This window comes from Glutamicibacter arilaitensis Re117 (assembly GCF_000197735.1).
Classification (GTDB): Bacteria; Actinomycetota; Actinomycetes; order Actinomycetales; family Micrococcaceae; genus Glutamicibacter; species Glutamicibacter arilaitensis.
In genome coordinates this window covers 1812009-1836497 of the sequence record NC_014550.1, presented here as the reverse complement: position 1 = coordinate 1836497, position 24489 = coordinate 1812009, and the positions used below count along the sequence as shown (strand labels likewise).

The following is a 24489-nucleotide window of genomic DNA, read 5'->3' as shown; positions in this document are numbered from 1 at the left end:
GATGCTGGCCGGATGGGAAATCGCGGTTCCCACCACCACACCCAGCCGGACAAAACCGCCCAGGATCACCGCGATATCCTCGATGCGGTGCGCAGCAAGGACGTGGACACCGCCCGCGAGCTGATCTCCGGGCACTTCCACGGCATCCGCACACTGCTGGCCCAGCGAGAAGTTTCCCAGATAAAACCCTAAAGCATTCGTTTCACAGCTAAGCTGGGATGGTGGACACATTAGAACGCTATGCACCCAATGAAAACCTCAGGCGCGATGAAGCGGCTTGGCGCGCACAGAACATCGACTGGCATTTCGCCGAAATCCAGCTCGATGTCTCCAACGCCACCGATTCTTCCGCCTCCGGATACAGCTCAATCACCACGCTGAACTTCAGCTCCAAGCGGGCCGAGACCTTCATCGACTTCATCCACGAATCCGTGGACGAAGTGCTGGTCAACGGCACCGCGGTCGACCTGGACAGCGCCGTGCTCGACGCGCGCATCTACCTGGATAACCTGCGCACCGACGTGCCCAACACCGTGAAGATCACCGGTACGGCACTGTACTCGCGCTCCGGAGAGGGCCTGCACCGCTTCGTGGATCCGCAAGATGGGCAGACCTACCTCTACACCCAATTCGAACCTTCCGAGGCCCGCCGCGTCTTCGCCTGCTTCGAACAACCAGACTTGAAGACCAGCTACCGCTTCACCCTGACCGGACCGGCCGCCTGGCACCTGGCCAGCAACCAGCCGATCGTTGATGAGGTACTGCACGATAACGGCACCAAGACCGTGGCCTGCGCCCCGACTCCCCCCATTTCCAGCTACATCACCGCAGTGCTGGCCGGCCCGTACCACGTGGTGCGCGGCGAGCACATCCAGAAGCTGGAGGACGGCGAAGAGCTGAGCATCGAGATGGCCGCCACCTGCCGCGCCTCGCTGGCCAAGCATTTCGATGGTGAAGAGATCATCAAGCTCACCAGCCAGGGCCTGGACTACTACCACCTGCTCTTCGACTACCCCTACCCATGGGGCAAGTACGACTCGGCGTTCGTGCCCGAATACAACCTCGGCGCCATGGAAAACCCGGGCCTGGTCACCTTCACCGAACGCTACGTGTTCACCTCCCAGGCCACCGAGGCGCAGCACGAGCAGCGCGCCAACACCCTGATGCACGAAATGGCGCACATGTGGTTCGGCGACCTGGTCACCATGAAGTGGTGGGATGATTTGTGGCTGAAGGAATCCTTCGCGGACTACATTGGCACCCTGGCCAATGACGAGGCCACCGACTTCACCACCGCCTGGACCACCTTCGCCGCCCGCCGCAAGGCCTGGGCCTATGTGGCAGACCAGATGCCCACCACGCACCCGATTGTCGCTGACATCCCGGACCTGCTGGCCGCGGACCAGAACTTCGATGGCATCACCTACGCCAAGGGCGCCAGCGTGCTCAAGCAGCTGGCTGCCTTCGTTGGAGCCGACGCTTTCCGCGACGCCGCCCGCGCTTACTTCCGCAAGCATGCCTACTCCAATACCTCGCTGGATGATTTCCTCGAGGCTTTGGAAACGGCCAGCGGACGCGATATGGGTGCCTGGGCCGAGGCGTGGCTGAAGACCAGTGGCGTGCCCAAGCTGCACGTGCAGTACGATACCGATGAAGCCGGCACCATTACCGCCGCATCGCTGATCCAGTCCGGCACCGATCCGGTCACCGGTGAAAAGATCGCGCGCCCGCATGTGCTCTCTGTGGGCGCCTACCAGCTGGCCGATGGCAAGCTGAGCCGCAGCGACTCCGCGCGTGTGGAATTGGCCGGCGAATCGGCAGCCCTGGACTTCCTTGTAGGTTCCAAGGTCCCGGACCTGGTGTTGCCCAATGATGGCGATGAAACCTATGCGTTGATTGAGTTCGACCAGGTTTCGCGGGCCACCTTGCTCGCTCATCTCTCGGGCCTGACCGACTCGCTGCCGCGCGCCACTTGCTGGGCTTCGCTGTGGGATGCGGTGCGTTCAGCCACCTTGGATGCCCAAAGCTATGTGCAGGCCATTTTGGACCACGCGCACACGGTCACCGACGCAGGCGTCTTCGGCGTGCTCACCGACCAGCTGATCACCTCGATTTCCAAGTATGCGGCCCCTGAGCTGCGCGCCGAACTGCGCACCCGCGCCGCTGGCGTGCTCACCGGCTGGCTGACCGAATTCGAGTCCGGCAGCGATCAGCAGACCACCACCGCGCGTACCCTGGCCCGCTTGGCCCGCGCCGGAGTGGCTGGCCAAGTGATCGATGCTTTCCTTGGCGAGCAGCCGAACCAGTACCAAGTCACCGTAGACGAGCAGCTGCTGTGGGCTTCCTACATTGCGCTGGCCGCGGCAGGCCGGCTGGATGAAGCTGCTGAGGCCCGCATGCATGAAGCGGCCAAAGCGAAGCCAACCAGTGTGGCTCTGAACGCGGTGCGCACCGCGCTGGCCGCACGCCCGGATGCACAGGTGAAGGAAACCGCCTTCGACACCGTGCTGATGGCCCGCGATGAGCAGGGCGAGCTGTCCAACGATGCGCTTTCGGCCACCGCACTGGGCTTCACCATGGGATCAGCTGCGCTGCTGGCACCATTCGAACAGCGTTACTGGGCCGCGGTGCTTCCGGTCTTCGAGACCATGGGCATGGAATTCGCCACCCGCGTGATCGAAGGCCTATTCCCAGGCCACCAGGATCTGGATGGGGCAGTTGAGCAGAACCAGGCACTGGCTGCCTCAACCAATTGGCTCGAACGCCATGAAGGCGCGCCAACGGCCCTGAAGCGCATCCTGCTGGAGGAACGTGCCGAGCTGGAACGCTCGCTGAAGGCCCAGGCCTACAGCCGCACCAGAGGCTAATTCTTCTGGGGAGATCAATCCACGCCCGGTTCCGCTTCGTCTAAGCGGAACCGGGCGTGGTGCATTTACCCGGCCCTTTCTCGGAGCCTGGCCCGCTGGCATACTGAGGGCATCGCGCCGCCAGCGAACTTCGCCTGATAGATCCAGGAGTCCTCTTGCCACATCAGTTCCACATCACCGAGCATGCCCAAGGCACCTACATGGTTGAAGGTCCGGCCTCGAACTGGATCATCTTGGAAGACAATGGAGTCTACACGGTGATTGACGGAGGCTACCCCGGGGATGTGCCGCTGGTGCTCGACTCAATTAGGCGGCTTGGCCTTTCGGTCAAGGATGCCGCGGCCATGCTGATCACCCACGGGCATGTGGACCACACCGGAGCGGCAGCCTACTTCGCCTCGGAATTATGTGTTCCGGTGCTGAGCTCTCACGCCGAGCATACGCAGATGACCGGGGAAGAACGCTTCCAAGTCTCCCCCGTGCAAATCCTGGTCCGCGCGTGGCAGCCTCGGGTATTCAAATGGATGCGCCATGTACTCACTGTCGGAGGCACCGAGGGAACCAAGGTTCTTGAAGCAAAAATTTGGACAACCCAGCAACTTGCCGCACTGCCCGGTGCACCGGTGGCCGTGCCTACACCAGGTCATACTCCTGGCCACAGCGCATTCCACCTGCCGGATGCAAAGGTACTTATCTCCGGAGATGCACTGATCTCCGGCCACGCGCTCAGTACCACCACCGGGGCGCAGATGCTGCACCCTATGTTCCACCACGAGCGGCAGCAGGCCTATCAAGCCCTTACGGCCTTCGATGGCCTCGACGCCGACTCGATCCTGCCCGGCCATGGCAAGGCACTGCACTGCCAACCGGCTGAAGCGGTGCACGCCGCACTGGCACGCAACCCGCGTTGAGCACCTGCAGGCTTATGGAACGCGCGCAGTCCACTTCTCGGTAGCGAACTTGGTCTCGGCCAGCTCTTGGGCGTCCTTGCGGGAGGCTTCATCGAGCTGGGTGCGGGTTGCCCCGGTGCGCTTGGCGAAAGTGTCCATCATGATCTCGATGATTTCCATGCGCTCCAGCTCGGTCTGGGACTTCAGCGGATCCACGCGCTTGACGGCCGAGGCGATGCCCTTGTCGGAAATCTTTTCGCGGCCGATGCGCAGCACGTCGGTCATCTTCTGTGCATCGATGTCGTAGCTCATGGTCACGTGATGCAGCATCGCACCGTTGGCCAGGCGCTTCTGTGCCGCGCCGCCGATCTTGCCTGCGGGCGTGGCAATATCATTCAACGGCTTGTAGTGGGCCTTCAGGCCGATGCTCTCCAGGGCTTCCATAACCCACGCGTCAAGGAACGGGTAGGAATCGGCAAAGCTCATGCCATCGACCAGAGATTCTGGGGCGTAGAGCGAATAGGTGATGCAGTTACCCGCTTCCATGAACATCGCTCCTCCGCCTGAAATGCGGCGGACTACCTGGATGCCATGCTTGTTCGCCTGTTCCATGTCCACTTCGTTTTTCAGCGACTGGAAGGATCCAATGACTACCGCGCCTTCGTTCCAATCCCAGAAGCGGATGGTCGGCTTGCGCGTACCCTTCGCGATCTGGCGGGTAAGCACCTCATCGAGGGCCACCTGCTCGGTAATCGGGATGATTTCCGGGGCCAGGATCTCCCATTCGTGGTCTTCCCACTTGGTCGCGTGGCCCAGGGCGCGGCGCACCACGCGGGCCACGGCGTCAGCGTCGAAGCCGAACATCACCGCACCCTCGCGCAGGTTCTGATTCACTGCATCGCGAATGGTGCTGTTGCTGGCGTCTACCGGCAATCCGCGGAGCGCGTCATTCAAGTCTTCAAGTGCGTCATCGGGTTCAAGGAAGAAGTCGCCGTTCAATGAAACGTCAGTGATCACGCCATCGGCGGTATCCAAATCCACAACAACTAATTTGCCACCGACTACCTTGTATTCGCCATGATGCATCATGCCTCCATTCTATCGCCGAGCGTGAGCTGGTCGAATCACCCAAGTCGGCTCTGTCTGGCACGAATGCTGGTTAAAGCAGCAACGGCGTGCTTCCCGAAGGAAGCACGCCGTAATAAGCTTGCGTTGGGGCGAAGTTATTACTTCTTGCCGCCGAAGCCCTTGAAGCGGGCGTTGAAGCGCTCGACACGACCAGCGGTGTCCATGATGCGCTGCTTGCCGGTGTAGAACGGGTGCGAAGCAGCCGAGATTTCGACGTCGATTACTGGGTAGGTGTTGCCATCTTCCCATTCGATGGTCTTGTCCGACTTAGCGGTCGAACGGGTCAGGATCTTTTCGCCGGACGCCAGGTCGTTGAAGACAACTGGGCCGTACTGTGGATGGATATCAGCCTTCATAGCTATACACCTTTATTGTTAATGGCCACTGGATTTTGCCAGCAGCTACTTACTCGGAAATTGTGCCCGCATTCAAGGCTCGGTGAAGAAACCTCGATACACAGACAGTCCATCCTATCGCAAATTGCCTGAGCCCCGAAACCGTCTTAGCGTGGCGCCGAGCACAAGTGCCAGAAGGCAATCGCACTAGCGGCACCAACGTTCAACGAGTCGACCTCGCGGTGCATCGGAATGATCACCGTCTGGTCCACGGCTTCCAGAGCTTGGGCGGTCACGCCACGGCCTTCATTGCCCAAGATCATAGCGACTTTCTGGCCTGCGGTGATTTGGACTTCATTCAGCGGAATCGCATCGTCGGTCAGTTCCATGGCCAGCATCTGATAGCCGTGCTGCTTCAAGGTCCGGATATCTTCTGGCCACGAAAGCATGCGCACCCAAGGCAGGTCGAAGACCGTGCCCATGGAAACGCGCGCACTGCGCCGGTACCAGGGATCCACGCATTTAGGGGTCAACAGCACCGCGTCAACGCCCAGCCCGGAAGCAGAACGAATAATGGCGCCAAGGTTGGTGTGGTCGGCAATGTCTTCTAAGATGGCAACCCGCGAGCTGGCTTCAAGCACTTGGCTAAGATCCAGCGGCTCAGGACGATTCATCGAAGCCATCGCACCGCGGTGCAGGTGGAAGCCCACCAAGTCCTCAAGCTGGCGATCATCGCCAATAAAAATTGGAGCGTCAGGGAATCGATTGAACTCTTCCACCAGCTGATCCAAATGCTTTTCGGCCAGCAAGAAGCTGCGTGGCACGTGCTCGGCATTGATCGCGCGCTGCACTACTTTGGTGCTCTCGGCGATGTACAGGCCGTTTTCGACATCGGTGCGCATCCGCAGGTGCGCTTCGGACAGCCGCAGGTATTCATCAAGGCGGGCATCGGACAGGTCAGCGACCTGCATGATCCGTTCTGGATTCAGGATTTCAGGCACGAACCTACACCAACTTGTAGAGCATGTTGCCCAGGGCGACCAGGCCCAGGATCACGATAACCAGGCGCAGCAGGCCCGGGGAAAGCTTGCGGCCAATCTTGGCGCCAACAAATCCACCAATCAGCGAGCCGACGGCAATCAGCAAGACGATGATCCAGTGAATGCGTTCCGGGGCGATGACCAGGTACATTGCGGCGGCCACCAGATTGACGATCAAGGAAAGGATCACCTTGATGGCGTTGGACTGCTGCAAGGAGGCATGCAGGAAGACGCCGAAGACGGCCATGAGCAGCACGCCCTGTGCCGCGGTGAAGTACCCGCCGTAAACACCGATGATGAACACCAGGATGTACAGGATCAGCGGAATCTTAGCGCGGTCCGCATCATCGGGGTCCGTACCGCCGGAAGCGGCCTGGCGGGTCTCGGCCCATTTGGACAGGCGAGGCTGGAAGATCACCAGCACCAGCGCGCAGACCAGCAGAACCGGTGCGACAACACCGAACACCGACTCAGGCAGGTTCAAAAGGAGCAGGGAGCCGATCAAGCCGCCGACCAGTGAAACTGGGACGAGCTTGAGCAGCGTCTTCCTGACGCTGGCGGCTTCTCGACGATACCCCCAGGCACCGGAGAAGCCGCCAGCAACCAAACCCATGGCATTGGAGACCACGGCATTAACCGGAGCCGTGCCCAACGCCACGAGTATGGGGAAGGTGACCAACGTGCCCGAACCGACAACGGTGTTGATAGTTCCAGCCCACAGTCCGCCTAGGAAGACCAGGGCTTCACGCCAAAATTCGATCACGTGGAGTTTTCCCCTTATAGATATTGCTGTTAGCTACGTGCGAATGCCGAGTAGCGTCCGCCTTCATGGCGCAGGCTCAGTGCCATGCCATAGGTAGCTTCCAGGTTCGCTTCGTTCAGCGTGGATTCGATTTCGCCGGCAGCCACAACCTGGCCATCGCGCATCATCATGATGTGCGTGAAGCCTGCTGGTACCTCTTCGAGGTGGTGGGTAACCAGAACCAAAGCCGGCGCATCCTCGTCGGCAGCCAGTTCAGCCAGCTTGCCAACCAGGCTTTCACGACCTGCAAGGTCAAGGCCCGCTGCTGGTTCATCGAGGATCAGCAGTTCAGGGTCGGTCATCAGTGCACGAGCGATCAGCACGCGCTTGCGCTCACCCTCGGAAAGCTTGCCGAAAGGCTGGTTCATGAAGGTAGACATGCCCCAGTTGTGCAGTAGGTGGAATGCACGGCGCTCATCGAGCTTCTCGTACTTTTCACGCCAGCGCCCGGTCATGCCATAAGCGGCAGTGAGCACCACGTTCAGCGCGGTTTCATTGGCTGGAATGGAATTGGCCACCAGAGCGGAGCTCAGGCCGATCAGCGGACGCAAATCGAAGACCGAAACCTTGCCCAGGCGCTCGCCAAGGATGTCCGCGGTACCGCGGGTAGGGTGCAGCCGGGTGGCCGCAATATTCATCAAGGTCGACTTGCCGGCGCCATTCGGGCCGATCACAATCCACCGCTGTCCTTCTTTGACTTCCCAGGACACGTCCTTGAGCAGGTCTTTTCGCCCGCGTACAACGCTGACATCTTTGAAAGTTAGCACTTCGCTCATGGTATTCAAGATTAGACTTTTCACCCCTGTTTCACTAATTGGAAATGCCGAACGAGGCCTAAAAATCGCCGGATTGACCTGTATTGCGTTCAACGGCAAAGGCACCTGACTCCCTGGTTCCCGGTAACCAATTGATATGCAAGCACGTCATGTTTGGTCGTAATGCACAGAACAATGAAAAATGGTTGCATGGCTTCATCATTGGTATTCGTTTCCCGTCCAGCACTTTCCCGCACCGACTTCATTGCTGTATTGCAGCAAGCGGCAGCACAAGGGCTGATCTCCAAAGCAGATGAGAACTCGATCAAAACCAGTGGGCAGCGGCTGGTCGCCAAGTTCCAGATTGAACAGGCCAACCATCCACAGTTGCAGCAGGCCGCCGCTGAATTCGTCGATGCCCTAGTGGCCGGCGGATCACTTGATTACGCCGACTTGTGCCTCGCGGCAGTCCCTGCGGAACTCACCAATGCTCCCCAGCTGCTGTTGCTCATGGACGTTGATTCCACCCTTATCAAGCAGGAAGTCATCGAACTGCTGGCCGCCCACGCCGGACGCGAAAAAGAGGTAGCCGCAGTCACCGAGGCCGCGATGCGCGGTGAACTGGACTTCGCCCAGTCCTTGATTCAGCGCGTTGCAACGCTCAAGGACCTGCCAGATACGGTCCTGGTCGAGGTAGGCAAGCGCATCATCTTCTCCGAGGGCGCCCAGAGCCTGGTCCAGCGCTTCCATGCCGCTGGGCACAAGGTGGGCGTGGTTTCCGGCGGGTTCCAGCAGATCCTGGATCCGCTGGCTGCACAGCTGGATCTGGATCACGCGCTGGCTAACACCCTGGGCATCACCGACGCAGTGCTCGATGGCACCGTTCACGGCCAGATCGTGGATCGTGAAATGAAGGAAACCATGCTGCGCGGTTGGGCCGAGGAACACCAGATTCCATTGGAGGCAACCATTGCCGCCGGCGACGGAGCCAACGATCTCGCGATGGTTGCAGCGTCCGGGTTGGGCATTGCGTTCAATGCGAAGCCTGCTCTGCGCAACGAGGCAGATGTCCGCTTGGACTTTGCCTGGCTGGATGTGATCGCTGACCTAGTTCTCGATGATTTGGCTTAGTGAAATCCAACAACTGCATAACGATTTTGCAGATCTGGGCTTTCGATATCTTGATCGGTTGTTCTAGCAGATAGTATTTTTATTGACGCGTCTTAAGGCCTGTGGAATTGTCCCCGAGCCTGATGCCGAGCCCCTATCGCTTTCGAAAGAGCTACTAGACCAGTGCAGACCCCCTCCCCGGACAGTTCCTCAACTACGCCTACGCACTCCCCGCAGGACAAGAAGAAGCCAAAGAGCAAGGCCAAGCCTTGGATCATTACCGGCTCTTGTGTTGCAGCCATAGCCGCAGCGTATTTCGGCGGAGCGGCCTATGTCAGCTCACAGGTTCCAGCTAACGCATCCATTGCAGGCGTGAACATCGGGTCCATGAACAAGGACCAAGCGCGCAGCGAGTTGGAACGCGAGGTACTCCCCCTTGCTGAAAAAGACATTGACGTCACCGTCAATGGCGAAAAGTACACGTTGGATCCGGCTAAGGCCGGTCTGGCGCTGAACGTTGATGAAACCATCAATGACCTGACTTCCTACGAAATCAACCCTGTTGAGCTCTACGAGCGCCTGACCGGAGATGTCCATGTGGACCCGGCCGTTGATGTGGACCAGGAGATGCTTTCCACCCAGCTCGAAGCCTTGGCTAAGAAAGCCAACGCTGAGCTGGCCGAAGGCGCTATCGAGTTCAAGGACGGTACTGCCAAGCTGACCAAGCCGATTGACGGGGTCGTATTGAAGGCTGATGAAGCGGCCAGCTTGATCACCGATGAATGGGAAATTGCCGGTCCGGCGCTCACCTTGCCCGCAGAAGTAACTAAGCCGAAGATTTCCGCAGAAAGCCTGCAGGCTTTCTACGATAAGGACATCAAGGCCCTGCTCAAGGACGATGTCACCCTGTCTTCGGATAAGAAGAAGGCAACCATCTCGGTAGAGTCCATTGTCGCGGCAGCAAGCTACACGCCCAAGGACGGCGCCCCGGCGATCACCTTGGATGACAAGAAGCTGTACAAGGCCGCAACCAAGAATTCTGATCTTTCCAGCACTGCCGAGAACGCAAAAATCGTGTTGAAGGATGGCAAGCCTTCCATCGTGAAGTCCTCCAAGGGCGTCTCTTTGGAGACTGAAGGCTTGGGCGCCAAGGTGCTGGCAGCCACCGCTGATAAGAAGCGTACGGCTACCGTGGAAATGACCGAAACCGAAGCGGAGTTCACCACCGCAGATGCCAAGAAGCTGGGCATCAAGGAACCGATCGTTACCTTCTCCACCCCGTACCCTGCCTCGGATAAGGTACGCACCAAGAACCTCTACGCTGGTTCGGCCCGCGTCAACGGCGACATCATCAAACCCGGCGAACGCTTCTCCCTGCTTGAGGCCCTGGGCCCAATCACCGTGGCCAATGGCTACTTCAGCTCCGGTGTGGTGGAAAGCGGCTTCAGTACCGAAGCTGTCGGTGGCGGCCTGTCCCAGATCTCCACCCAGATGTACAACGTCGGCTTCCTTGCCGGCTATGACGACATCACCCACAAGCCGCACTCGCGCTGGTTCGAACGCTACCCTGCAGGCCGCGAAGCAACCTTGTGGGAAGGCCAGATCGACATGATCTGGGAGAACAACACTCCCTACGGCGTGATGATCCAGGCATGGGTTTCGGGCGACAAGGTCAACACCCGCCTATGGTCCACCAAATACTGGGATGTATCACAAAAGAGCTCGGGCAAGTACAACCTGACCAACCCTGAGACCAAGTATAACCCTGCTGAGAAGTGCGTCTCCGAATCCGGTGGCAAGAAGGGCTTCAGCATCGATATCACCCGCTACCGCGAGACCTTCGATGGCTCCAAGAAGCTGCCAGCCGAGACCAAGAGCTGGACCTACAGCCCATGGCACAAGATCGTTTGCGGCGAGAAGCCTAAGGACTAAGTCCATCAATAACGCCGGGTGCTTCCCCCAAAGGAAGTGCCCGGCGTTTTGCATACCCTGCGCAGTCGCAGGGCAGATGCAAAGCTGGATGCCACAAGAACACCACTGGGTGCCTGCAGGCCGACGAGCATTACTCTTCGCCGAAGGCTACTCGGTATCCTTTGCCGACATTGACCACGACAATATCGATGGCCATTTCAGGCTGTTCGGCATAGACATTGTAGAAATGCGCTGATCCGCCACGTTCATACTTGTGCATCTTGAAGTTCGACGAGCTGACCTGCTTCGAATCCATTTCGCTTTTCAACGGTGTCAAATGCTCTTCAATGGCCTCATCATCAAGCTTCAGGCTGATGACTGAACACGCTTTCTCGTAGTCAGAACTCTCCGCCGCTTCAAGCAGACCCTGCACAGCCGTTTGCGGATCGCTGACAGGCCAACCGCCGTCGCAGGTTTCCTCATGGACCGCTGAGCATCCAACGGCAGCCAAAGCCAACGGCAAAACCAATGAAACGGCGGCAATGCGGCAGGTACGTCGTAGATTCATCAGCGGCCTTCGCTAGTCGAACGGGCAGTATGACTCGATCTTAGGCGCACACCACTGCTCTTTCAGCGCTTTCATCGCAGTGAGTTGCTTGTACCCGGTGCTGTTGCTGTACCGCGAAAACTTCGGCACGCCATTGGTGCGTAGCTTTCCATGATCAGCGCTCCTTGCCCTGGGGCTTGATCCAGAAGGATTCCAGGTGATCAATCTGGGTTAAACGAGAGACAGCCGTTGCAACTCCTGATTGATCAGGGTGTTGCAACGACCGTGAGAACCCGGCTCGAACTGATGCCGGACGCCAGCTTACAGAAGCTCTCTGGAGGCTTTAGTTGCCCGAGGCCTTCAGGAAGTCTCCTGCGCCGCCTACCAGCTCGGTGTGGCCGGTCTCGACGTCGGCGAAGACCATCTTTGCGACCTCGGCGCCGAACTCCTCCACGGAGTACAGCTTGCCGGCAGCTTCGCGACGGGCATCGATAGCACCTGGCTCCATGCGGTTGAGCAGGGTGGCAGTGATGGTGCCTTCGATCATGTCACCGGAGACCACCACGAAGGTGATGTTCTTCTCGGCCAGCTTCGGGATCATCTCGCGCAGCGCATCTTCACCGGCACGCTTGGACTTGGCCACTGCGTCGTACGCGTCCATGGTGGATACGTCGTTGATGAAGTGTGCCTGGTGGCTGGTCACGAATACCACGCGGCCGCCTTCGCTCAGCTTCGGCAGCGCAGCTTCGAGCATCGCTACCTGGGCATCGCGGTTCAGGCGCAGTGCGTAGTTCTCGCCCATGGAGGTTTCCATGCCGCCCGAGGCGTTGAGTACGACAACATCGAGCGAACCGAAGTTCTCTACGGCCGCGTCAACCAGGGCCTGCGGGCCCTCGACGGTGGTCAGGTCCGCGCCCACGGCTACGGCCTTGCCGCCCTTTTCTTCGATGGAAGCGACGATCTTATTGGCGCGTGGTGCCTTGGCACGGTAGTTCACGACTACTCCGATACCCTGCTCGGCCAGCAGCTGTGCGGTAACCGCACCGATGCCGCGCGAGGATCCGGTGACAATGCCACCCTTGAATTCACTCATGGTGATACTCCTTAGATTTCTTGCTTTAAAACTTCTAGTGGCCCATGCCCAAGCCGCCATCAACCGGGATCACAGCACCGGAGATGTAAGCTGCCTCGTTGCTGGAGATCCAGCGCACGACGTTGGCAACTTCTTCAGGCTCGGCGAAGCGGTTAGCAGGAATGTTGGAGAGGTATTCCTTCTGGGTGTCCTCTGGAAGCACCGCAGTCATTTCGGTGTTGATGAACCCTGGAGCCACGACGTTCGCGGTGATGCCGCGCGAGCCCAATTCGCGGGTCAGCGAGCGGGCGATGCCCACCAGGCCGGCCTTGGAGGCAGCGTAGTTGATCTGTCCTGGCGAGCCGTAGAGGCCGACCACCGAGGAAATCAGCACGACGCGGCCGCGCTTGAGGCGGATCATGCCCTTGGAGGCACGCTTGATCACGCGGAAGGCACCGGTGAGGTTGGTGTCGATCACCGAGGTGAAGTCGTCTTCGCTCATGCGCAGCAACAAGGTGTCCTTGGTGACACCGGCGTTAGCGACCAGTACCTCGACTGGGCCGTGGGCCGCTTCAACTTCCTTGAAGGCAGCGTCGATTGATTCGCTGTCGGTGACGTCGGCCTTGACGCCGAGCAGTCCGGCGGGAACCTCGCCGCTGCGGTAGGTGATGGCCACTTTATCGCCGTTGGCTTCGAAAGCGCGGGCAATTGCAAGGCCGATGCCCCGGTTCCCGCCGGTCACGAGGACGCTGCGGCCAGTGGTTGGTTCCGTAGTCAATGTATTTCTCCGTTCATGCGTTCACTGTCGTGGCATGGAAATCCCTGGATTCACCAGCCGCAAAACGCACTTTGCCTAGTTAAGTAGCTTCTCCGTGAACAATCCTATTAGTTACTGACCAGTTTTACCGCTTCGACAGCGCGTAGAAATTACACTCTTCGTGCCACAGGTGAGACAATGGGAGCAGATCCCACAGTGCAAAGCGAAGTCTTCTACATGTCCTCTCAGCCCACGAATCACGGTTCTAACCGGCCGGAAGTTCACCGCATCACCGAAGCTCGGCAGTCGCATACCTCCGAGCGCGATATACGTGTGCGCAAATACACGATTTCAATGACGGTGCGCCTGATCTGCTTCATCCTCGCCTTCTTCGTCGACGGCTGGCTGCGCTGGGTCTTCCTGGCCGGGGCCATCGTGCTTCCCTACATTGCAGTGGTCATCGCCAACGGCGGAGCAGATCTGACCAAGCGTGAACCGCCTGCCGAGTTCTACAAGACTCCCGATGCCCGGCCTATTGCCGCTCCGGAGCAAACTGCACCGCAAGAGGCCCAGGATCCTGAGGTCATCGACGGAAACTTCATCGATGACGATGCCTCGGGCCCACCGACTACTTCTGCGCCCAAGGAGGACTAGTGGATCTGCTAGGTTCGCTGGGCGGCTCTTCTGCCGCCCCTGAAATCCAGTGCTCGCGCAAGGGCTGCCGCAACGCAGCTGACTACCAGCTGCTGTGGAACAACCCGAAGATCCACACGCCCGAGCGGCGCAAGATCTGGCTGGCCTGCCAAGAGCATCGCGATTGGCTTGAAACGTATTTGAAGGAACGATTGCTCTACAAGGAAACACTGCCAATGGCTGGCAATGAAGGAGAACGCAACTAGATGTACCGTTTTCTGGCAAGTACCCGTTGGGTCGGCTGGCTTGTCCTGGTGGCGATCTTCGCCGCCGCGTGCATCAGCTTGGGCAACTGGCAGTCCGACCGGCGTACTGAAGTTCTTGAAGGCATCGAGCGGGTCAACCGCAACTACTTCGCCGAACCGGTCACCGGCAAGCAGGCGCTGGAGAACTTCGAGCACCTCGATGAGCAGAAGATCTGGATCACAGCGGAACTGACCGGCGAATATCTTGCCGAAGACACCATGATCGTGCGCAACCGGATCAAGGCCGGACGTCCTGGCTACGAGGTGCTGGTCCCGTTCAAGACCGAGCAGGGAACAACGGTCATCGTGGACCGCGGATACCTGCCCATCGGCAATAAGGAAGGCGGGCACCCCGATACGGTTCCCGCTCCCCCAACTGGCAAAGTGAACGTCGATGTGCGCATGAAGCCAGCGGAGATCCGCTTGGACCGCGGTGCACCTGAGGGCCAGCTGGCTTCCATCCAGCTTGAGGACTACGCCAAGCACCTGGACTACCCGATCGCCCAGGGCGCCTACGGCCTGATGTACGAAGAGGATCCGGCACCGGCCACCTCTCCGCTGCAGCTTGATGCTCCGGATATGGACGAGGGTCCGCACCTGTCCTATGAGATCCAGTGGTACATCTTCGGTGTGCTGGCATTCGTAGGCTTCTGGTATGCCGCCCGCCAGCAGAAGAAGCTGAACGCCGAGGATGCCGCCGAACGGGCTGAGGCCGAAGCGCTGGGCCTGGAAGAGCCGATGCACAAGGTGCGCAAGATCCGCATCAAGGCAGATAAGAAGGTCCGCCGAGACGGCACGCTGACCGATGAGGCCATCGAAGATGCGTTGCTGGACCAGGCGGAAAACACGCCAGGTGGACATAAGCAGCAGTAGAGAAGCGAAGAACCACGCCGCAGCTGGAATGATCCAGCAGCCGCGCGGTTCTTCTGCTTAATGCAGGTAGTTGCTAGCTTTGTTCTGCCGGCGGGCTCCAGCGTATTCCGCCGTCCTGGCAAGCTGTAGTTTTTTGTCCTATGCCTTCCAGACACGATGCATCAATGAGGGTGCGGTCCCCCACCGGTTCATCGAGTTCAAGGGTGTAGGGCACGGTCTCATTGCCCGGGCAGGTGTGCGTGTCCCCTTCTGCCGGTTCCACCGCGATCCCGATGACGATCTGGTCATTAGACAGTTCGACATCGGTGGCGGTAATCTCCCCGGTAGTCCCTGACGTGCAGGCTATCGCCATCACCCCGAGCTGAAGGGAAGTGCTCGATTCGTTCACCCCGGCCGGGTCAATCAGCGTCCACTGGGCGTTCACCTCATCGGGTACCTGGGAGGAGCATCCGGCCAGCGTGCTGGCGGCAAGCAGCGCCATGGCCGCGATCCCGGGCAATCTGCGTTTTAAAGCACTCAAGGCTTGGCACATCCCTTCTGCTGGGGTTGTGCCAAGCCTATGAGAAATCATCCCTATTGGTAAGGACTTAGGTCAGCGAAACCAATTCAAGGTAATCCTCGCTGAACAGGTCCTCGTCGCCATCAGGCAAGATGACCACGCGTTCAGGCTGCAACGACATCACTGCGCCCTCATCGTGGGACACCATGACTACCGCGCCCGGGAAGGTGGACAGTGCGCCGAGCACCTCGGCGCGCGAGGCCGGGTCCAGGTTGTTAGTCGGCTCGTCGAGCAGCAGCACGTTGGCGCTGGAAGCCACGATGGTGGCCAAAGCCAGACGGGTCTTCTCACCGCCGGAGAGCACACCGGCAGGCTTGGTGACGTCATCGCCAACGAACAGGAAGGAGCCGAGGATCGAACGCACATCTGCGTCGTTCAGGTGATCCGGCGCGTTGCGGCGCATGTTATCGAGCACCGAAGCCTCGGGATCCAGCGTGTCGTGTTCCTGCGCGAAGTAGCCGATCTTCAGGCCGTGGCCGGGAATGATCTTGCCGGTATCGGGCTCGGAAACTCCGGCCAGCATGCGCAGCAAGGTGGTCTTACCGGCACCGTTCAGGCCCAGGATCACTACCTTGGAACCGCGGTCGATAGCCAGCGACACATCGTTGAAGATTTCCAGCGAGCCGTAGGCCTTGGACAGGCCCTCTGCCATCAGCGGAGTCTTGCCACAAGGAGCCGGATCCGGGAAGCGCAGAGCCGCGACCTTATCGGAGGCACGCTCTTCCTGCAGACCCGAAAGCATGCGGTCCACGCGCTTGAGCATGGACTGGGCCGCCGAAGCACCCGAAGCACGGGCCTTCATCTTGTTGGCCTGGGTCAGCAGAACCGAAGCCTTCTTCTCGATGTTGGCACGCTCGCGCTTGCGGGCACGCTCATCGGTTTCGCGCTGCAGCTTGTAGCGCTTCCAGTTCATGTTGTAGACATCCACCACGCCGCGGTTGGCGTCCAGGTTAAGCACCTTGTTCACGGTGGATTCCATCAGTCCGGTGTCGTGGCTGATCATCAGCACGCCGCCGGCGTAGTTCTTGATGAAGTCGCGCAGCCACATGATCGAGTCAACGTCCAAGTGGTTAGTCGGCTCATCGAGCAGCAGGGTCTCGGCATCCGAGTAGAGGATGCGGGCCAGCTCCACACGACGGCGCTGGCCACCCGAAAGGGTACGCAGCGGCTGGTCCAGGATGCGGTCCGGCAGATCCAGGTTGGCGCAGATAGCTGCTGCTTCGGATTCCGCAGCATAGCCGCCGGCAGCGATGAATTCTGCTTCCAGACGGTCATAGCGGCGCATGGCCTTGGCCGAGACGGCCGGGTCTTCGCTGGCCATTTCCTCGCGGTTCTGGGCCAGCTTGGTGACGACGACATCCAGGCCACGGGCGCCGAGGATGCGGTTGCGCGCAAGCTGCTCCATGTCCGGAGTCTTGGGGTCTTGCGGCAGGTAGCCGATGGAGCCCTTGAAAGTCACTTCGCCCGCGGCCGGCTGCGTCTCGCCGGCGAGGACCTTGGTCATCGTCGTCTTGCCGGCACCGTTGCGTCCCACCAGTCCGATCTTGTCGCCCTTGTCGATGCGGAAGTTTACTTCGTCCATCAGCAGGCGGGCGCCGACGCGTAGCTCAAGGTTGGCTACGGAAATCATATGGTGTGGCCCTTTCACGCGGGTACATAAAACTTTGCGGCCCACAAATTGGGCAACTTAACTAGTCTACCGGCCAACAACCAGTTGGCTGGCCGAACGTGCACAAACTAACAGTTGACTTGTTGTGCTGTTAGAAGCACCGAAGCCCGCACCGTCCACGTCAGTGGTGGTGCAGGCTTCGATATCCAATGCTTATTTGGTGCTGGGTTGCGAGCGGTAGTCCATCATCTGGATCAGGCGGCGGCGCAAGGAAGCTTCGCGGCGCAGGTCCCCGCCGCTGGTCTTGTCGATGTGGTCCTTGCCGAAGCGCCAGAGCAGCACGTCGTCAAGCAACCGGTCCGGACCCGGCGAGTAGCGGTGGTCCAAGGCGGCACGCACATCGGTGACCACGTTCGCGTCCAGCAGCTGCGCCAGCTGCCAGGTCTGGTCGATGCCATGGGAGCCGAGCAGCTCGGCGGCCCAGGACCAATCGTCATCGCGCTTGCGGTCAACGTGCGGCAGCAGCGTCTGCCAGATTTCGCCGATCTTCTCGCCGGTCAACGGCTCGGATCCAGCACCCTGCTGGTCGTGGTAGCCGTTCAGGCGGTGGTACAGCTCGTCGATATCGGTGAAATAGTCTTCCACGGTTTCCAGCATCGCCGCGGTGGCGGTGAAATGCCGGTCGATCTGCGGGTTCCAGGCTGCTTCGCCAGGATGCTTGAAGCGGATGTCGTGTTCCATTTCGGACCAGGCATGCTGCAGCACGGTGCGGATCTGCACTTCGAAGACGAAATTGCCGCTGGCGACCACGGGCTTGCCCAAGGCTTCTTGGAACTTGCGCACGATTGGTTCGCTGCGGGTCTTGAGCAGCAGGTGGCGCGAGGAGTAGCCGTAGGTTCCGGACTCCACCGAACCGATATCCTTCTCGCGGTCGCTGCGGCAGTCGAAGGAGTCGCGGTGCGACTTGATCAGGCTGGCCACCTGCTGGATTTCATGGGGCAGCATCACGATGATCCGAATGCCCACCATGTCATGGATTTCGCGTAGCGGATTGGGGAATTCCAAGACCGGTGCGGTCTCGGAATTCTCTTTCAGCTGGCGCGAGGCCTTGGCCGCAAAGGACTGCGGGGATTTCACCCGGCCGGTGATGAATAGCGGTTGCACCTCGGAGTTGGCAAACAACCTTCGGATCTTCGCTTTCATGGCCGACATGACGGTATTCAGCTCGCCGGTAACAGACTTGTACTGCTCAACGGCGGCCGCAATCTGTTCGGAAAATTCGTCGTGTTCCTGGCCCTGAGCTGGATCCATCATTGATGCCTCCTGAGTGCTAAAGCGAAAGTGTAAATGCTGTCCTTATGTTCATCTGGCCTTACCGGCCGGGTGTGCCTGCAAGCTTATGGGCGGGAAAGGCGCTTGGCCATGTCGTCGAACAATGGTGCCTTGTCTTCGCCTGGCTGTGCGGTTGCGGCCTTGGCTGGCTTGGCAGGTGCTGGCTGGGCGCTGGACTTGATCGGAGTCACCTTGGAGTCCGAGCGGCCGGCGGCTATTCCTTCGGCGCGGGCACGGGCCAGCGCATCCTGGTGTTCCTGCTCCAGCTGGGACAGGCGCTCATCTTCGGCGGTCTTGGTGTCGGTCAGGGCCGCGTTGTAGCCATCGTCGTAGGCAACACCGTATTTCTCGGCGTTTTCCTGCGCTTCGTCATATTCCAGTTCAGCGCGCAACTTCGCAGCCTCGGACTTCTTCTGGTACATGTGCACGGTCAAGTGGGTAATTGCCAGCAAGACGATTGGCGGCATTGCGGCCACCAGCGCCGAAACCAGTGGCGGGACGCCATTCTCAATGGAGTCCACGGTCAGGATTGCGTGGGTGGAGTTCGCCGCGGTGGATACGATCGCGCCGAAGAACAGCAGCGACCATGGGTAGATCATGGCCTTGCGGTTGAAGCCGTTCAGGGCCACGATGGCCACGGTGGCTGCCACGATCATGCCGTCAATGATGATCGGCCAGATCCATGCCAGGCGCGGGCTGATGCCCGAGCGTTCTGCCAAGTCGGTCAGGGCAGCGAAGGAGAGCACGAATGCGCCCACGGCAATGAGGACCGTCGCGCCAACGGCCGTGCCTAGTACGGCGCGATGCGGTTCGGCCGGGATCTCTGGTTTCTTATCTTCCATGCTGCTGAGCAGACCTAACTTTTGAGCTATAACGGTATGTCTTCAAACGCGAGTTTGCTGGACCGCACACAAGGCGCAGACCACCGCGTTCTATTTTAGCGTGCGAGGTGCACTGCTGGGGTGTGCTGATTCAAAGGGCTCGGCGGTCAATGAAACCGGTGGAGCTGATTTTTCCGGCAAGCCCGCGGTGATTGGCCTCGAAGATGAAGTAGAAAGCGCTCAGCGCGATATAGATCACAAGCAGCATGTTCAATAGCGGGTAGGCGGTAATTTCGCCCAAATTGGTTGAAATGTGGAAAAGGAAGTTGATTCCTCCGAACCCGAGCAGGCTGCGCAGCAGAGCCCGGCTGGCACTTGCCGGATTCCCTTGCCCATCGGTGAGCATCAGCCACGCGCAGCGTTGGCCCAAGCTGGCTCGCCCTGGAGCCAGGGAAGGCAACCAGAAGGTGAACGCGACCACGATCAGCGGGATCCAGAAGTTCTTCCACTGTGCATCAAGCACCGGGCCACCCAGGCGTTCAAGCAATTCCACGGCGCCGGTCACGCCGAAGAGCACTCCGGTGGTGATTGCCGCGTCGAAGATGTTAGCCAGGATCCGCCGCGAACGGGTGACCGCACGTGCCGGAGCCGTTGCAGCGTCTGCTTCGACCGGGCCGGAGAGGAACTTGAAGATTGGCAGGTAGGCGATGATGGCGCCCATCAGCGCACCGGTGGTGTTCACGATCAAATCATCGACATCAGCCACGCGGTAGGCGCAGGTGTACAGACCCCAGATGCCGGTGTACTGGGTCAGCTCGATAGCCAATGAGGCTGCGAAGCCCAGGATCAGCCCGGTGAAGATGTTTGAGCGAAGCCAGCGCACCGCCAGAATTCCCAGCGGCATGAACAAGATGATGTTGAACAGCACCTGCCAGAGCGTGAAGCTGGTGGCAAAGCCAGTTAGCCCGCGTTCGACGATCGTCGCCTTGAAATCATCGAGGAACCGGCCCGGGACCAGCTGCGGGATGGCCACGCCCGGACGGCAATAGGCGTCGCGGGTTTCAGGCAGCGGCAGCATGGTGTAGCTGAACAGGCCGAACCCGTACACAGCGGCCATCGACGTAGTGATCGTCCGGCGCCATGACAACCGGCCGTGGCGCCGGTACTGGACTGCAAGCAGGAAGATGCCGGCAGCACCCAAGAACAGCGCACCACCGAGGATGGCGATAGTTGCGGGCCAGAACATCGTTTGCATATTTCTATCTAAGCGGATGAAGCCTGTGAGCAGCTGTGCCGGGCCATGTGACCTTGGCTATGCTTTAGGTCCGCGCAGCACATGCCTGGTTTTGCGATCCGCGGTGAATAGGCCGATGAACAGCCCCAGGGCCAGCACCCCGGCCAGCGATTTCATGATCCAGGCCGAATGCCACTGCTCAATGGACAGTTGGTCCACGAACACGGCTACCAGGATCACGCTGGAGACATGGATCATCAGCTTTTCCGATCCCCAGGAGACCCTGTGCGAAATGGCGAACAGGGCCATCAGCCACAGAATGTACCAAGGCTGGATGATCGGCGCCAGCAGCACTGCGGCCGACAGCGCCCAAGCTGCCAGGCGTACCGGGTTGGAGATGTCCTTTGCCAGCGCCAAGCGCGCGATGATGATCAGCGCAATGACCTGGAAGATGCCCACCACGATGGAGTTGACCAGCGAGATATCTCCGCCCAGCGCTCCGGCAAGGTTGCTCACCAGCCAGCCGATCAGCCCCACCGGCGCATACGGGAAGGCCGCATCCCCGGCGGTGAACATTGCAAGCAGCCAGCCGAACCAGAGGTTGGTGACTGCCCCGATCAGCAGCAGCCAGGTCAGGGACATGGCCGCTACCTTGGCCCAGATTTTCCAGCGTTGGCGCATGGTCGGGTTCTTGCCCAGCAAGATCAACCCGATGAACGGCAGGGCCAGCAGCACGATCGGCTTCACCGAGACAGCAATGGCCAGTGCCATCGTGGCCGCTATCGGCCGGCGATCATAGGCGTAGGCGAAGGCGCTGAAAACACCGGCAATCATCAGCGCGTCGTTGTGCACGCCGCCGATCATGGTCAGCAAAAACAGCGGGTTGCCCACGATGGCCCAGTTGGCCCAATCGGCGCTCTGTCCCATCTTCTGGGCCAGTTTGGCTGTGAAGTGATAGCATCCCCAGACTCCCAGTGCCGCGATGATGCGCAGCAGTCCCACCCCGACCTCGGGAATGCCGTTCGAGGCGAAGAAGATGATGCGGGCCATCACCAGGAAGAACGGTCCGTAGGGCGAAGGCGATTGCGCCCACAGGCCATCGGATCCACCGTCGAACCAGCCCGGCAGCGCGGAGATGCCTTCAGCATAGGGCGACTTGTCCGCATGCAGCATCCGGCCCTGGGCCAGATAGGAGTAGACGTCACGGCTGAGGATCGGGAAGCTGAGCATCAGCGGTGCGGACCACATGGCAAGGATCCTGGCTAGCTGGCGGCCGGTGATCTCCCCGGCGGTTTGCACCCAGGGGCGGGCCAGAATCCAGCATCGGGTCAGCCAGACAATGCCCAGTGCCATCAACACGATGCAGCTGATCACGCCGATCGCATCGGTGCGGAATTCGATGAAGAACCCGGTGCGTGCCAGTGGGGAAAGCTGGTTGCGCGGGAACCACCCGACACCCCAGGAGGCAATGGTGACCAGCGCCGAAGCGCTGAAACCTTGCCATGCCAAGGAGCGCAGGCTCAGGCGGTTGGCTTCGAGCTTTCGCTCTTGCACTTCCACTAGGCTTCCTTGGTTCTCTTCAGCCAGTTGGTCGAGCTGAGCAGGTCAGGGCAGATGTTCTTGGTCTTGGGATCGAAGAAGACCAGGTATACGGCGCAGGCGATGGAAATGCACCAGGAGATCATCTGGATCCGCGGCACCAAGGACTCCTGCAGGAACTGCCAGACGAAGATCTGGTCGGCGGCCTGATAGGCCAGGAAGAAGATCGTTGTCAGATGCAGCCAGAGCATCTGCCAGTCATCGCGCAGGCCGGTGACTGCGAAGAACGGCAGCAGCCACAGCAGGTACCACGGCTGGATCACTGGAGAGAGCACGACAATTGCGGCGAAGGCGATGGCCATGCGCTGGACCAGGTGCGAATACTTTCCGCGGAACATCAAGATGAAGGCGATGGCCACACCGACCAAACGGCCAGCGGTCTTGACCACGTCGAGCACGCCGCCGGATTCCAGTCCGAAGGAATTGAAGATGTTCTGGATGCCAATAGTCGCCAGGCCCAGTGGTGCGTAGATCGAGAAACCGGCACCGGTGTAGTTGAGCATGACCGAGAGCCAGCCGAACCAGTAGCCGTTGAGCCAGCCTACGAAAGTCATCAAGGCCAGGAAGAGCATGCCGGTGTAGAACCAGTACAGGATCCGGCGCGGCCATTTTGCCTCAGGGCCGGCCCAGAGCAGGCCGATGAATGGCAGCAGCACCAAGGTGATTGGCTTGACGCCTACCGAGGCTGCGAGCACGACAATGGCCCAGAAGCCGTAGCGTTTGCACGCCAGGTAGACCGACCATACGGCCAGTCCGGTCATCAGCGAGTCGTTGTGGGCGCTGGCGACAAAGTTCACCAGGAACAGCGGGTTGACCACGGTCATCCACGTGGCCTTGGCCCCTGGCACGGCATGCAGTTCGGCCAGCTTCGGCACGAAATGCAGGCAGAGTAGCACGCCGATGAAGGCAATGGCGCGGAAGACCAGGATGGCCACATCGGTGGAGCCTCCAACAATATTGACTACAAGCCATTCAATGCTCAGGTACAGCGGGCCGTAGGGAGTTCCGTCCTGGGCCCACATGGTGTCGGTTCCCAGCTGGAACCAGTTGTTCAGCGAGGATATTCCGTCTACATAGGGATCCTGTCCGGCATCTACCAACCGGCCCTGGCCAATGTAGGCAAAGACGTCGCGGCTCATGATCGGCAAGGTGACCAGCATCGGGATGCTCCACAGCCAGACTGCCTTGCGCACCACCGTCAGCGAGCCTTCGCCCCAGCCTTTGAGCTTCTGTCCCAGACGCCACCAGGAACGGAAGAGGATCCAGCAGCCCAGTGCCAGCAGGACGACGCAAGTGATCACGCCTGCTGGTTCGGTGCGCAGCATGATGAAGAAAGGGTCGCGGTTCAGCGGGGATACGCTGGCCAGCCAACCTGTGCCGAAGGACCCGAAGAGGATCAGGGATGAGCCGATGACGCCGCTGAGAATGGTCCTATTCACTCCAGCGTAGGGCGGAGAGCTCACTGCTGGCTTGCTGGCTGACACACTGACACCTCGGGCTGTAGCGGACTTGAGTTCGAGAGTAATTAAGCCAGCGTCGTAGTTGCTTTGCCCTTGCAGGCGTGGCGTTTCAACAGCCGGAAATCTCAGATGATTTTAGCATTGACAATGCGCACAATCCGGTTGAGACACTGTTATTCTGCCCCGTTGCCAAGGTGCGCTCCCCCACAGCGTTCACTGAAGTGTAGATTGGTTACGTGGCTAGTAATTCAGAAAAAATTGTATGGATCGATTGCGAGATGACCGGATTGGATCTGGTTAATGACGCATTGATCGAAGTAGCAGTACTCATTACCGACTCGGATCTTCAGATCGTCGATGAAGGCATTCAGGTAGTCATCAAGCCTGAGCCGGCAGCACTGGCGCAGATGGATGATTTCGTTCGCAACATGCACATGGTCAGCGGCTTGCTGCCCGAGCTGGAGAACGGCATCGCCATGGATGAAGCGCAGCGCTTGGTGATCGACTACATCAAGAAGCACGTTCCGGAACCCAACAAGGCATTGCTGGGCGGCAACTCGGTAGGCACCGACAAGAACTTCTTGGCACGCGATATGCCTGAGGTCATCGAGCACCTGCACTACCGAATTATCGATGTGTCGACCTTGAAGGAACTGAGCCGCCGCTGGTTCCCGAAGGCGCACTACAGCGCACCAGCTAAGACCGGAAACCACCGGGCGCTCGGTGACATCCAGGATTCGATCAATGAGCTTCGCTACTACCGCGATGCCATCATGGTTCCGGCTCCGGGCCCAACCTCCGATGAGGCCCGGAAGATCGCCACGGAGATCAGCCAGAACGCCGGCTAGTT

Annotated in this window: 24 protein-coding genes; 9 read left to right on the top strand and 15 right to left on the bottom strand. The window is 59.7% G+C overall.

Annotated features, from left to right (window positions below; all coding sequences use genetic code 11):
* The first annotated feature begins 12 nt into the window (after positions 1–12).
* The 3 genes from AARI_RS19255 to AARI_RS08810 all read left to right on the top strand — a co-directional run bounded on the left by AARI_RS19255 (position 13) and on the right by AARI_RS08810 (position 3778).
* Positions 13–192 (top strand): FCD domain-containing protein, encoded by a 180-nt coding sequence (locus AARI_RS19255; RefSeq protein ID WP_081461131.1) that lies wholly within the window; start codon positions 13–15, stop codon positions 190–192.
* A gap of 26 nt (positions 193–218) precedes the next feature.
* Positions 219–2867: an aminopeptidase N gene (pepN, locus tag AARI_RS08815; RefSeq protein ID WP_041648738.1), complete on the top strand. Its 2649-nt coding sequence runs from the start codon at positions 219–221 to the stop codon at positions 2865–2867.
* 155 nt (positions 2868–3022) lie between these two features.
* The gene (locus AARI_RS08810; protein WP_013348952.1) at positions 3023–3778 is read left to right on the top strand and encodes an MBL fold metallo-hydrolase; all 756 of its coding nucleotides are present in this window, start codon (positions 3023–3025) and stop codon (positions 3776–3778) included.
* Positions 3779–3790: 12 nt separating this feature from the next.
* On the opposite strand, the gene AARI_RS08805 is transcribed toward AARI_RS08810, so the two are convergent.
* From AARI_RS08805 to AARI_RS08785, 5 genes are all read right to left on the bottom strand, one after another.
* Positions 3791–4846 carry a lipoyl protein ligase domain-containing protein gene (locus AARI_RS08805; protein WP_013348951.1) on the bottom strand — a complete coding sequence of 352 codons (1056 nt, stop codon included), beginning with the start codon at positions 4844–4846 and terminating at the stop codon, positions 3791–3793.
* Between the two features lie 137 nt (positions 4847–4983).
* On the bottom strand, positions 4984–5241 hold the full coding sequence (locus AARI_RS08800; RefSeq protein ID WP_013348950.1) for a type B 50S ribosomal protein L31: 258 nt from the start codon (positions 5239–5241) through the stop codon (positions 4984–4986).
* A gap of 146 nt (positions 5242–5387) precedes the next feature.
* Complete coding sequence (locus tag AARI_RS08795; protein ID WP_013348949.1) at positions 5388–6221, bottom strand: TrmH family RNA methyltransferase; 834 nt, start codon at positions 6219–6221, stop codon at positions 5388–5390.
* A 4-nt stretch (positions 6222–6225) separates the two neighbouring features.
* Complete coding sequence (locus AARI_RS08790; RefSeq protein WP_013348948.1) at positions 6226–7023, bottom strand: sulfite exporter TauE/SafE family protein; 798 nt, start codon at positions 7021–7023, stop codon at positions 6226–6228.
* Between the two features lie 29 nt (positions 7024–7052).
* Positions 7053–7838, bottom strand: a complete 786-nt coding sequence (locus AARI_RS08785; RefSeq protein ID WP_041648736.1) for an ABC transporter ATP-binding protein — start codon at positions 7836–7838, stop codon at positions 7053–7055.
* A 189-nt stretch (positions 7839–8027) separates the two neighbouring features.
* Between AARI_RS08785 and serB the strand changes: the two genes are divergently transcribed.
* Both serB and AARI_RS08775 read left to right on the top strand, forming a co-directional pair.
* Complete coding sequence (gene serB / locus AARI_RS08780) at positions 8028–8948, top strand: phosphoserine phosphatase SerB (protein WP_013348946.1); 921 nt, start codon at positions 8028–8030, stop codon at positions 8946–8948.
* A 162-nt stretch (positions 8949–9110) separates the two neighbouring features.
* Complete coding sequence (locus AARI_RS08775) at positions 9111–10859, top strand: VanW family protein (protein ID WP_013348945.1); 1749 nt, start codon at positions 9111–9113, stop codon at positions 10857–10859.
* A 130-nt stretch (positions 10860–10989) separates the two neighbouring features.
* Here AARI_RS08775 and AARI_RS08770 read toward each other — a convergent pair whose 3' ends face one another.
* The 3 genes from AARI_RS08770 to AARI_RS08760 all read right to left on the bottom strand — a co-directional run bounded on the left by AARI_RS08770 (position 10990) and on the right by AARI_RS08760 (position 13235).
* On the bottom strand, positions 10990–11355 hold the full coding sequence (locus AARI_RS08770) for a hypothetical protein (RefSeq protein WP_231849463.1): 366 nt from the start codon (positions 11353–11355) through the stop codon (positions 10990–10992).
* Between the two features lie 373 nt (positions 11356–11728).
* Complete coding sequence (locus AARI_RS08765) at positions 11729–12478, bottom strand: SDR family oxidoreductase (protein WP_013348943.1); 750 nt, start codon at positions 12476–12478, stop codon at positions 11729–11731.
* 34 nt (positions 12479–12512) lie between these two features.
* Entirely contained in the window at positions 12513–13235 is a 723-nt protein-coding gene (locus AARI_RS08760; RefSeq protein ID WP_013348942.1) for a beta-ketoacyl-ACP reductase, read from the bottom strand.
* 177 nt (positions 13236–13412) lie between these two features.
* Between AARI_RS08760 and AARI_RS08755 the strand changes: the two genes are divergently transcribed.
* From AARI_RS08755 to AARI_RS08745, 3 genes are read left to right on the top strand one after another with little or no spacing between them, the layout of a single operon-like run.
* Positions 13413–13868 (top strand): DUF3099 domain-containing protein, encoded by a 456-nt coding sequence (locus tag AARI_RS08755; RefSeq protein WP_013348941.1) that lies wholly within the window; start codon positions 13413–13415, stop codon positions 13866–13868.
* A complete protein-coding gene (locus AARI_RS08750) occupies positions 13868–14113 on the top strand; it encodes a hypothetical protein (RefSeq protein ID WP_013348940.1) in 246 nt (81 codons plus the stop codon). The genes AARI_RS08755 and AARI_RS08750 overlap by 1 nt, the downstream gene beginning before the upstream one ends.
* A complete protein-coding gene (locus tag AARI_RS08745; RefSeq protein ID WP_013348939.1) occupies positions 14114–15025 on the top strand; it encodes an SURF1 family cytochrome oxidase biogenesis protein in 912 nt (303 codons plus the stop codon). It begins immediately after the preceding gene.
* Positions 15026–15098: 73 nt separating this feature from the next.
* Here AARI_RS08745 and AARI_RS08740 read toward each other — a convergent pair whose 3' ends face one another.
* The 7 genes from AARI_RS08740 to mptB (AARI_RS08710) form a co-directional block, all read right to left on the bottom strand.
* Positions 15099–15545, bottom strand: coding sequence for a hypothetical protein (locus AARI_RS08740; protein WP_157867132.1), 447 nt, complete (start codon positions 15543–15545; stop codon positions 15099–15101).
* A 67-nt stretch (positions 15546–15612) separates the two neighbouring features.
* Positions 15613–17214 (bottom strand): ABC-F family ATP-binding cassette domain-containing protein, encoded by a 1602-nt coding sequence (locus tag AARI_RS08735; protein WP_013348937.1) that lies wholly within the window; start codon positions 17212–17214, stop codon positions 15613–15615.
* Positions 17215–17406: 192 nt separating this feature from the next.
* Positions 17407–18507, bottom strand: a complete 1101-nt coding sequence (locus AARI_RS08730; protein ID WP_013348936.1) for a GTP pyrophosphokinase — start codon at positions 18505–18507, stop codon at positions 17407–17409.
* An 83-nt stretch (positions 18508–18590) separates the two neighbouring features.
* Positions 18591–19367 carry a DUF2637 domain-containing protein gene (locus AARI_RS08725; RefSeq protein ID WP_013348935.1) on the bottom strand — a complete coding sequence of 259 codons (777 nt, stop codon included), beginning with the start codon at positions 19365–19367 and terminating at the stop codon, positions 18591–18593.
* 130 nt (positions 19368–19497) lie between these two features.
* Positions 19498–20601 (bottom strand): VanZ family protein, encoded by a 1104-nt coding sequence (locus AARI_RS18605; protein ID WP_013348934.1) that lies wholly within the window; start codon positions 20599–20601, stop codon positions 19498–19500.
* 57 nt (positions 20602–20658) lie between these two features.
* Positions 20659–22140 carry a polyprenol phosphomannose-dependent alpha 1,6 mannosyltransferase MptB gene (gene mptB / locus AARI_RS08715; RefSeq protein WP_013348933.1) on the bottom strand — a complete coding sequence of 494 codons (1482 nt, stop codon included), beginning with the start codon at positions 22138–22140 and terminating at the stop codon, positions 20659–20661.
* Positions 22140–23663: a polyprenol phosphomannose-dependent alpha 1,6 mannosyltransferase MptB gene (gene mptB, locus AARI_RS08710; RefSeq protein ID WP_013348932.1), complete on the bottom strand. Its 1524-nt coding sequence runs from the start codon at positions 23661–23663 to the stop codon at positions 22140–22142. The genes mptB (AARI_RS08715) and mptB (AARI_RS08710) overlap by 1 nt, the downstream gene beginning before the upstream one ends.
* Positions 23664–23875: 212 nt before the next feature.
* Here mptB (AARI_RS08710) and orn point away from each other — a divergent pair, with 212 nt between their 5' ends.
* Entirely contained in the window at positions 23876–24487 is a 612-nt protein-coding gene (orn, locus tag AARI_RS08705; RefSeq protein WP_013348931.1) for an oligoribonuclease, read from the top strand.
* Positions 24488–24489 lie beyond the last annotated feature (2 nt).

Coding starts and splice junctions, on each gene's coding strand:
- AARI_RS08730 (WP_013348936.1), bottom strand. CDS start 18,507: ATGATGGATCCAGCTCAGGGCCAGGAACACGACGAATTTTCCGAACAG.
- AARI_RS08745 (WP_013348939.1), top strand. CDS start 14,114: ATGTACCGTTTTCTGGCAAGTACCCGTTGGGTCGGCTGGCTTGTCCTG.
- AARI_RS18605 (WP_013348934.1), bottom strand. CDS start 20,601: ATGCAAACGATGTTCTGGCCCGCAACTATCGCCATCCTCGGTGGTGCG.
- AARI_RS08785 (WP_041648736.1), bottom strand. CDS start 7,838: ATGAGCGAAGTGCTAACTTTCAAAGATGTCAGCGTTGTACGCGGGCGA.
- pepN (WP_041648738.1), top strand. CDS start 219: ATGGTGGACACATTAGAACGCTATGCACCCAATGAAAACCTCAGGCGC.
- AARI_RS08805 (WP_013348951.1), bottom strand. CDS start 4,846: ATGATGCATCATGGCGAATACAAGGTAGTCGGTGGCAAATTAGTTGTT.
- AARI_RS08735 (WP_013348937.1), bottom strand. CDS start 17,214: ATGATTTCCGTAGCCAACCTTGAGCTACGCGTCGGCGCCCGCCTGCTG.
- AARI_RS08765 (WP_013348943.1), bottom strand. CDS start 12,478: ATGAGTGAATTCAAGGGTGGCATTGTCACCGGATCCTCGCGCGGCATC.
- AARI_RS08800 (WP_013348950.1), bottom strand. CDS start 5,241: ATGAAGGCTGATATCCATCCACAGTACGGCCCAGTTGTCTTCAACGAC.
- serB (WP_013348946.1), top strand. CDS start 8,028: ATGGCTTCATCATTGGTATTCGTTTCCCGTCCAGCACTTTCCCGCACC.
- AARI_RS19255 (WP_081461131.1), top strand. CDS start 13: ATGGGAAATCGCGGTTCCCACCACCACACCCAGCCGGACAAAACCGCC.
- AARI_RS08725 (WP_013348935.1), bottom strand. CDS start 19,367: ATGGAAGATAAGAAACCAGAGATCCCGGCCGAACCGCATCGCGCCGTA.
- AARI_RS08755 (WP_013348941.1), top strand. CDS start 13,413: ATGGGAGCAGATCCCACAGTGCAAAGCGAAGTCTTCTACATGTCCTCT.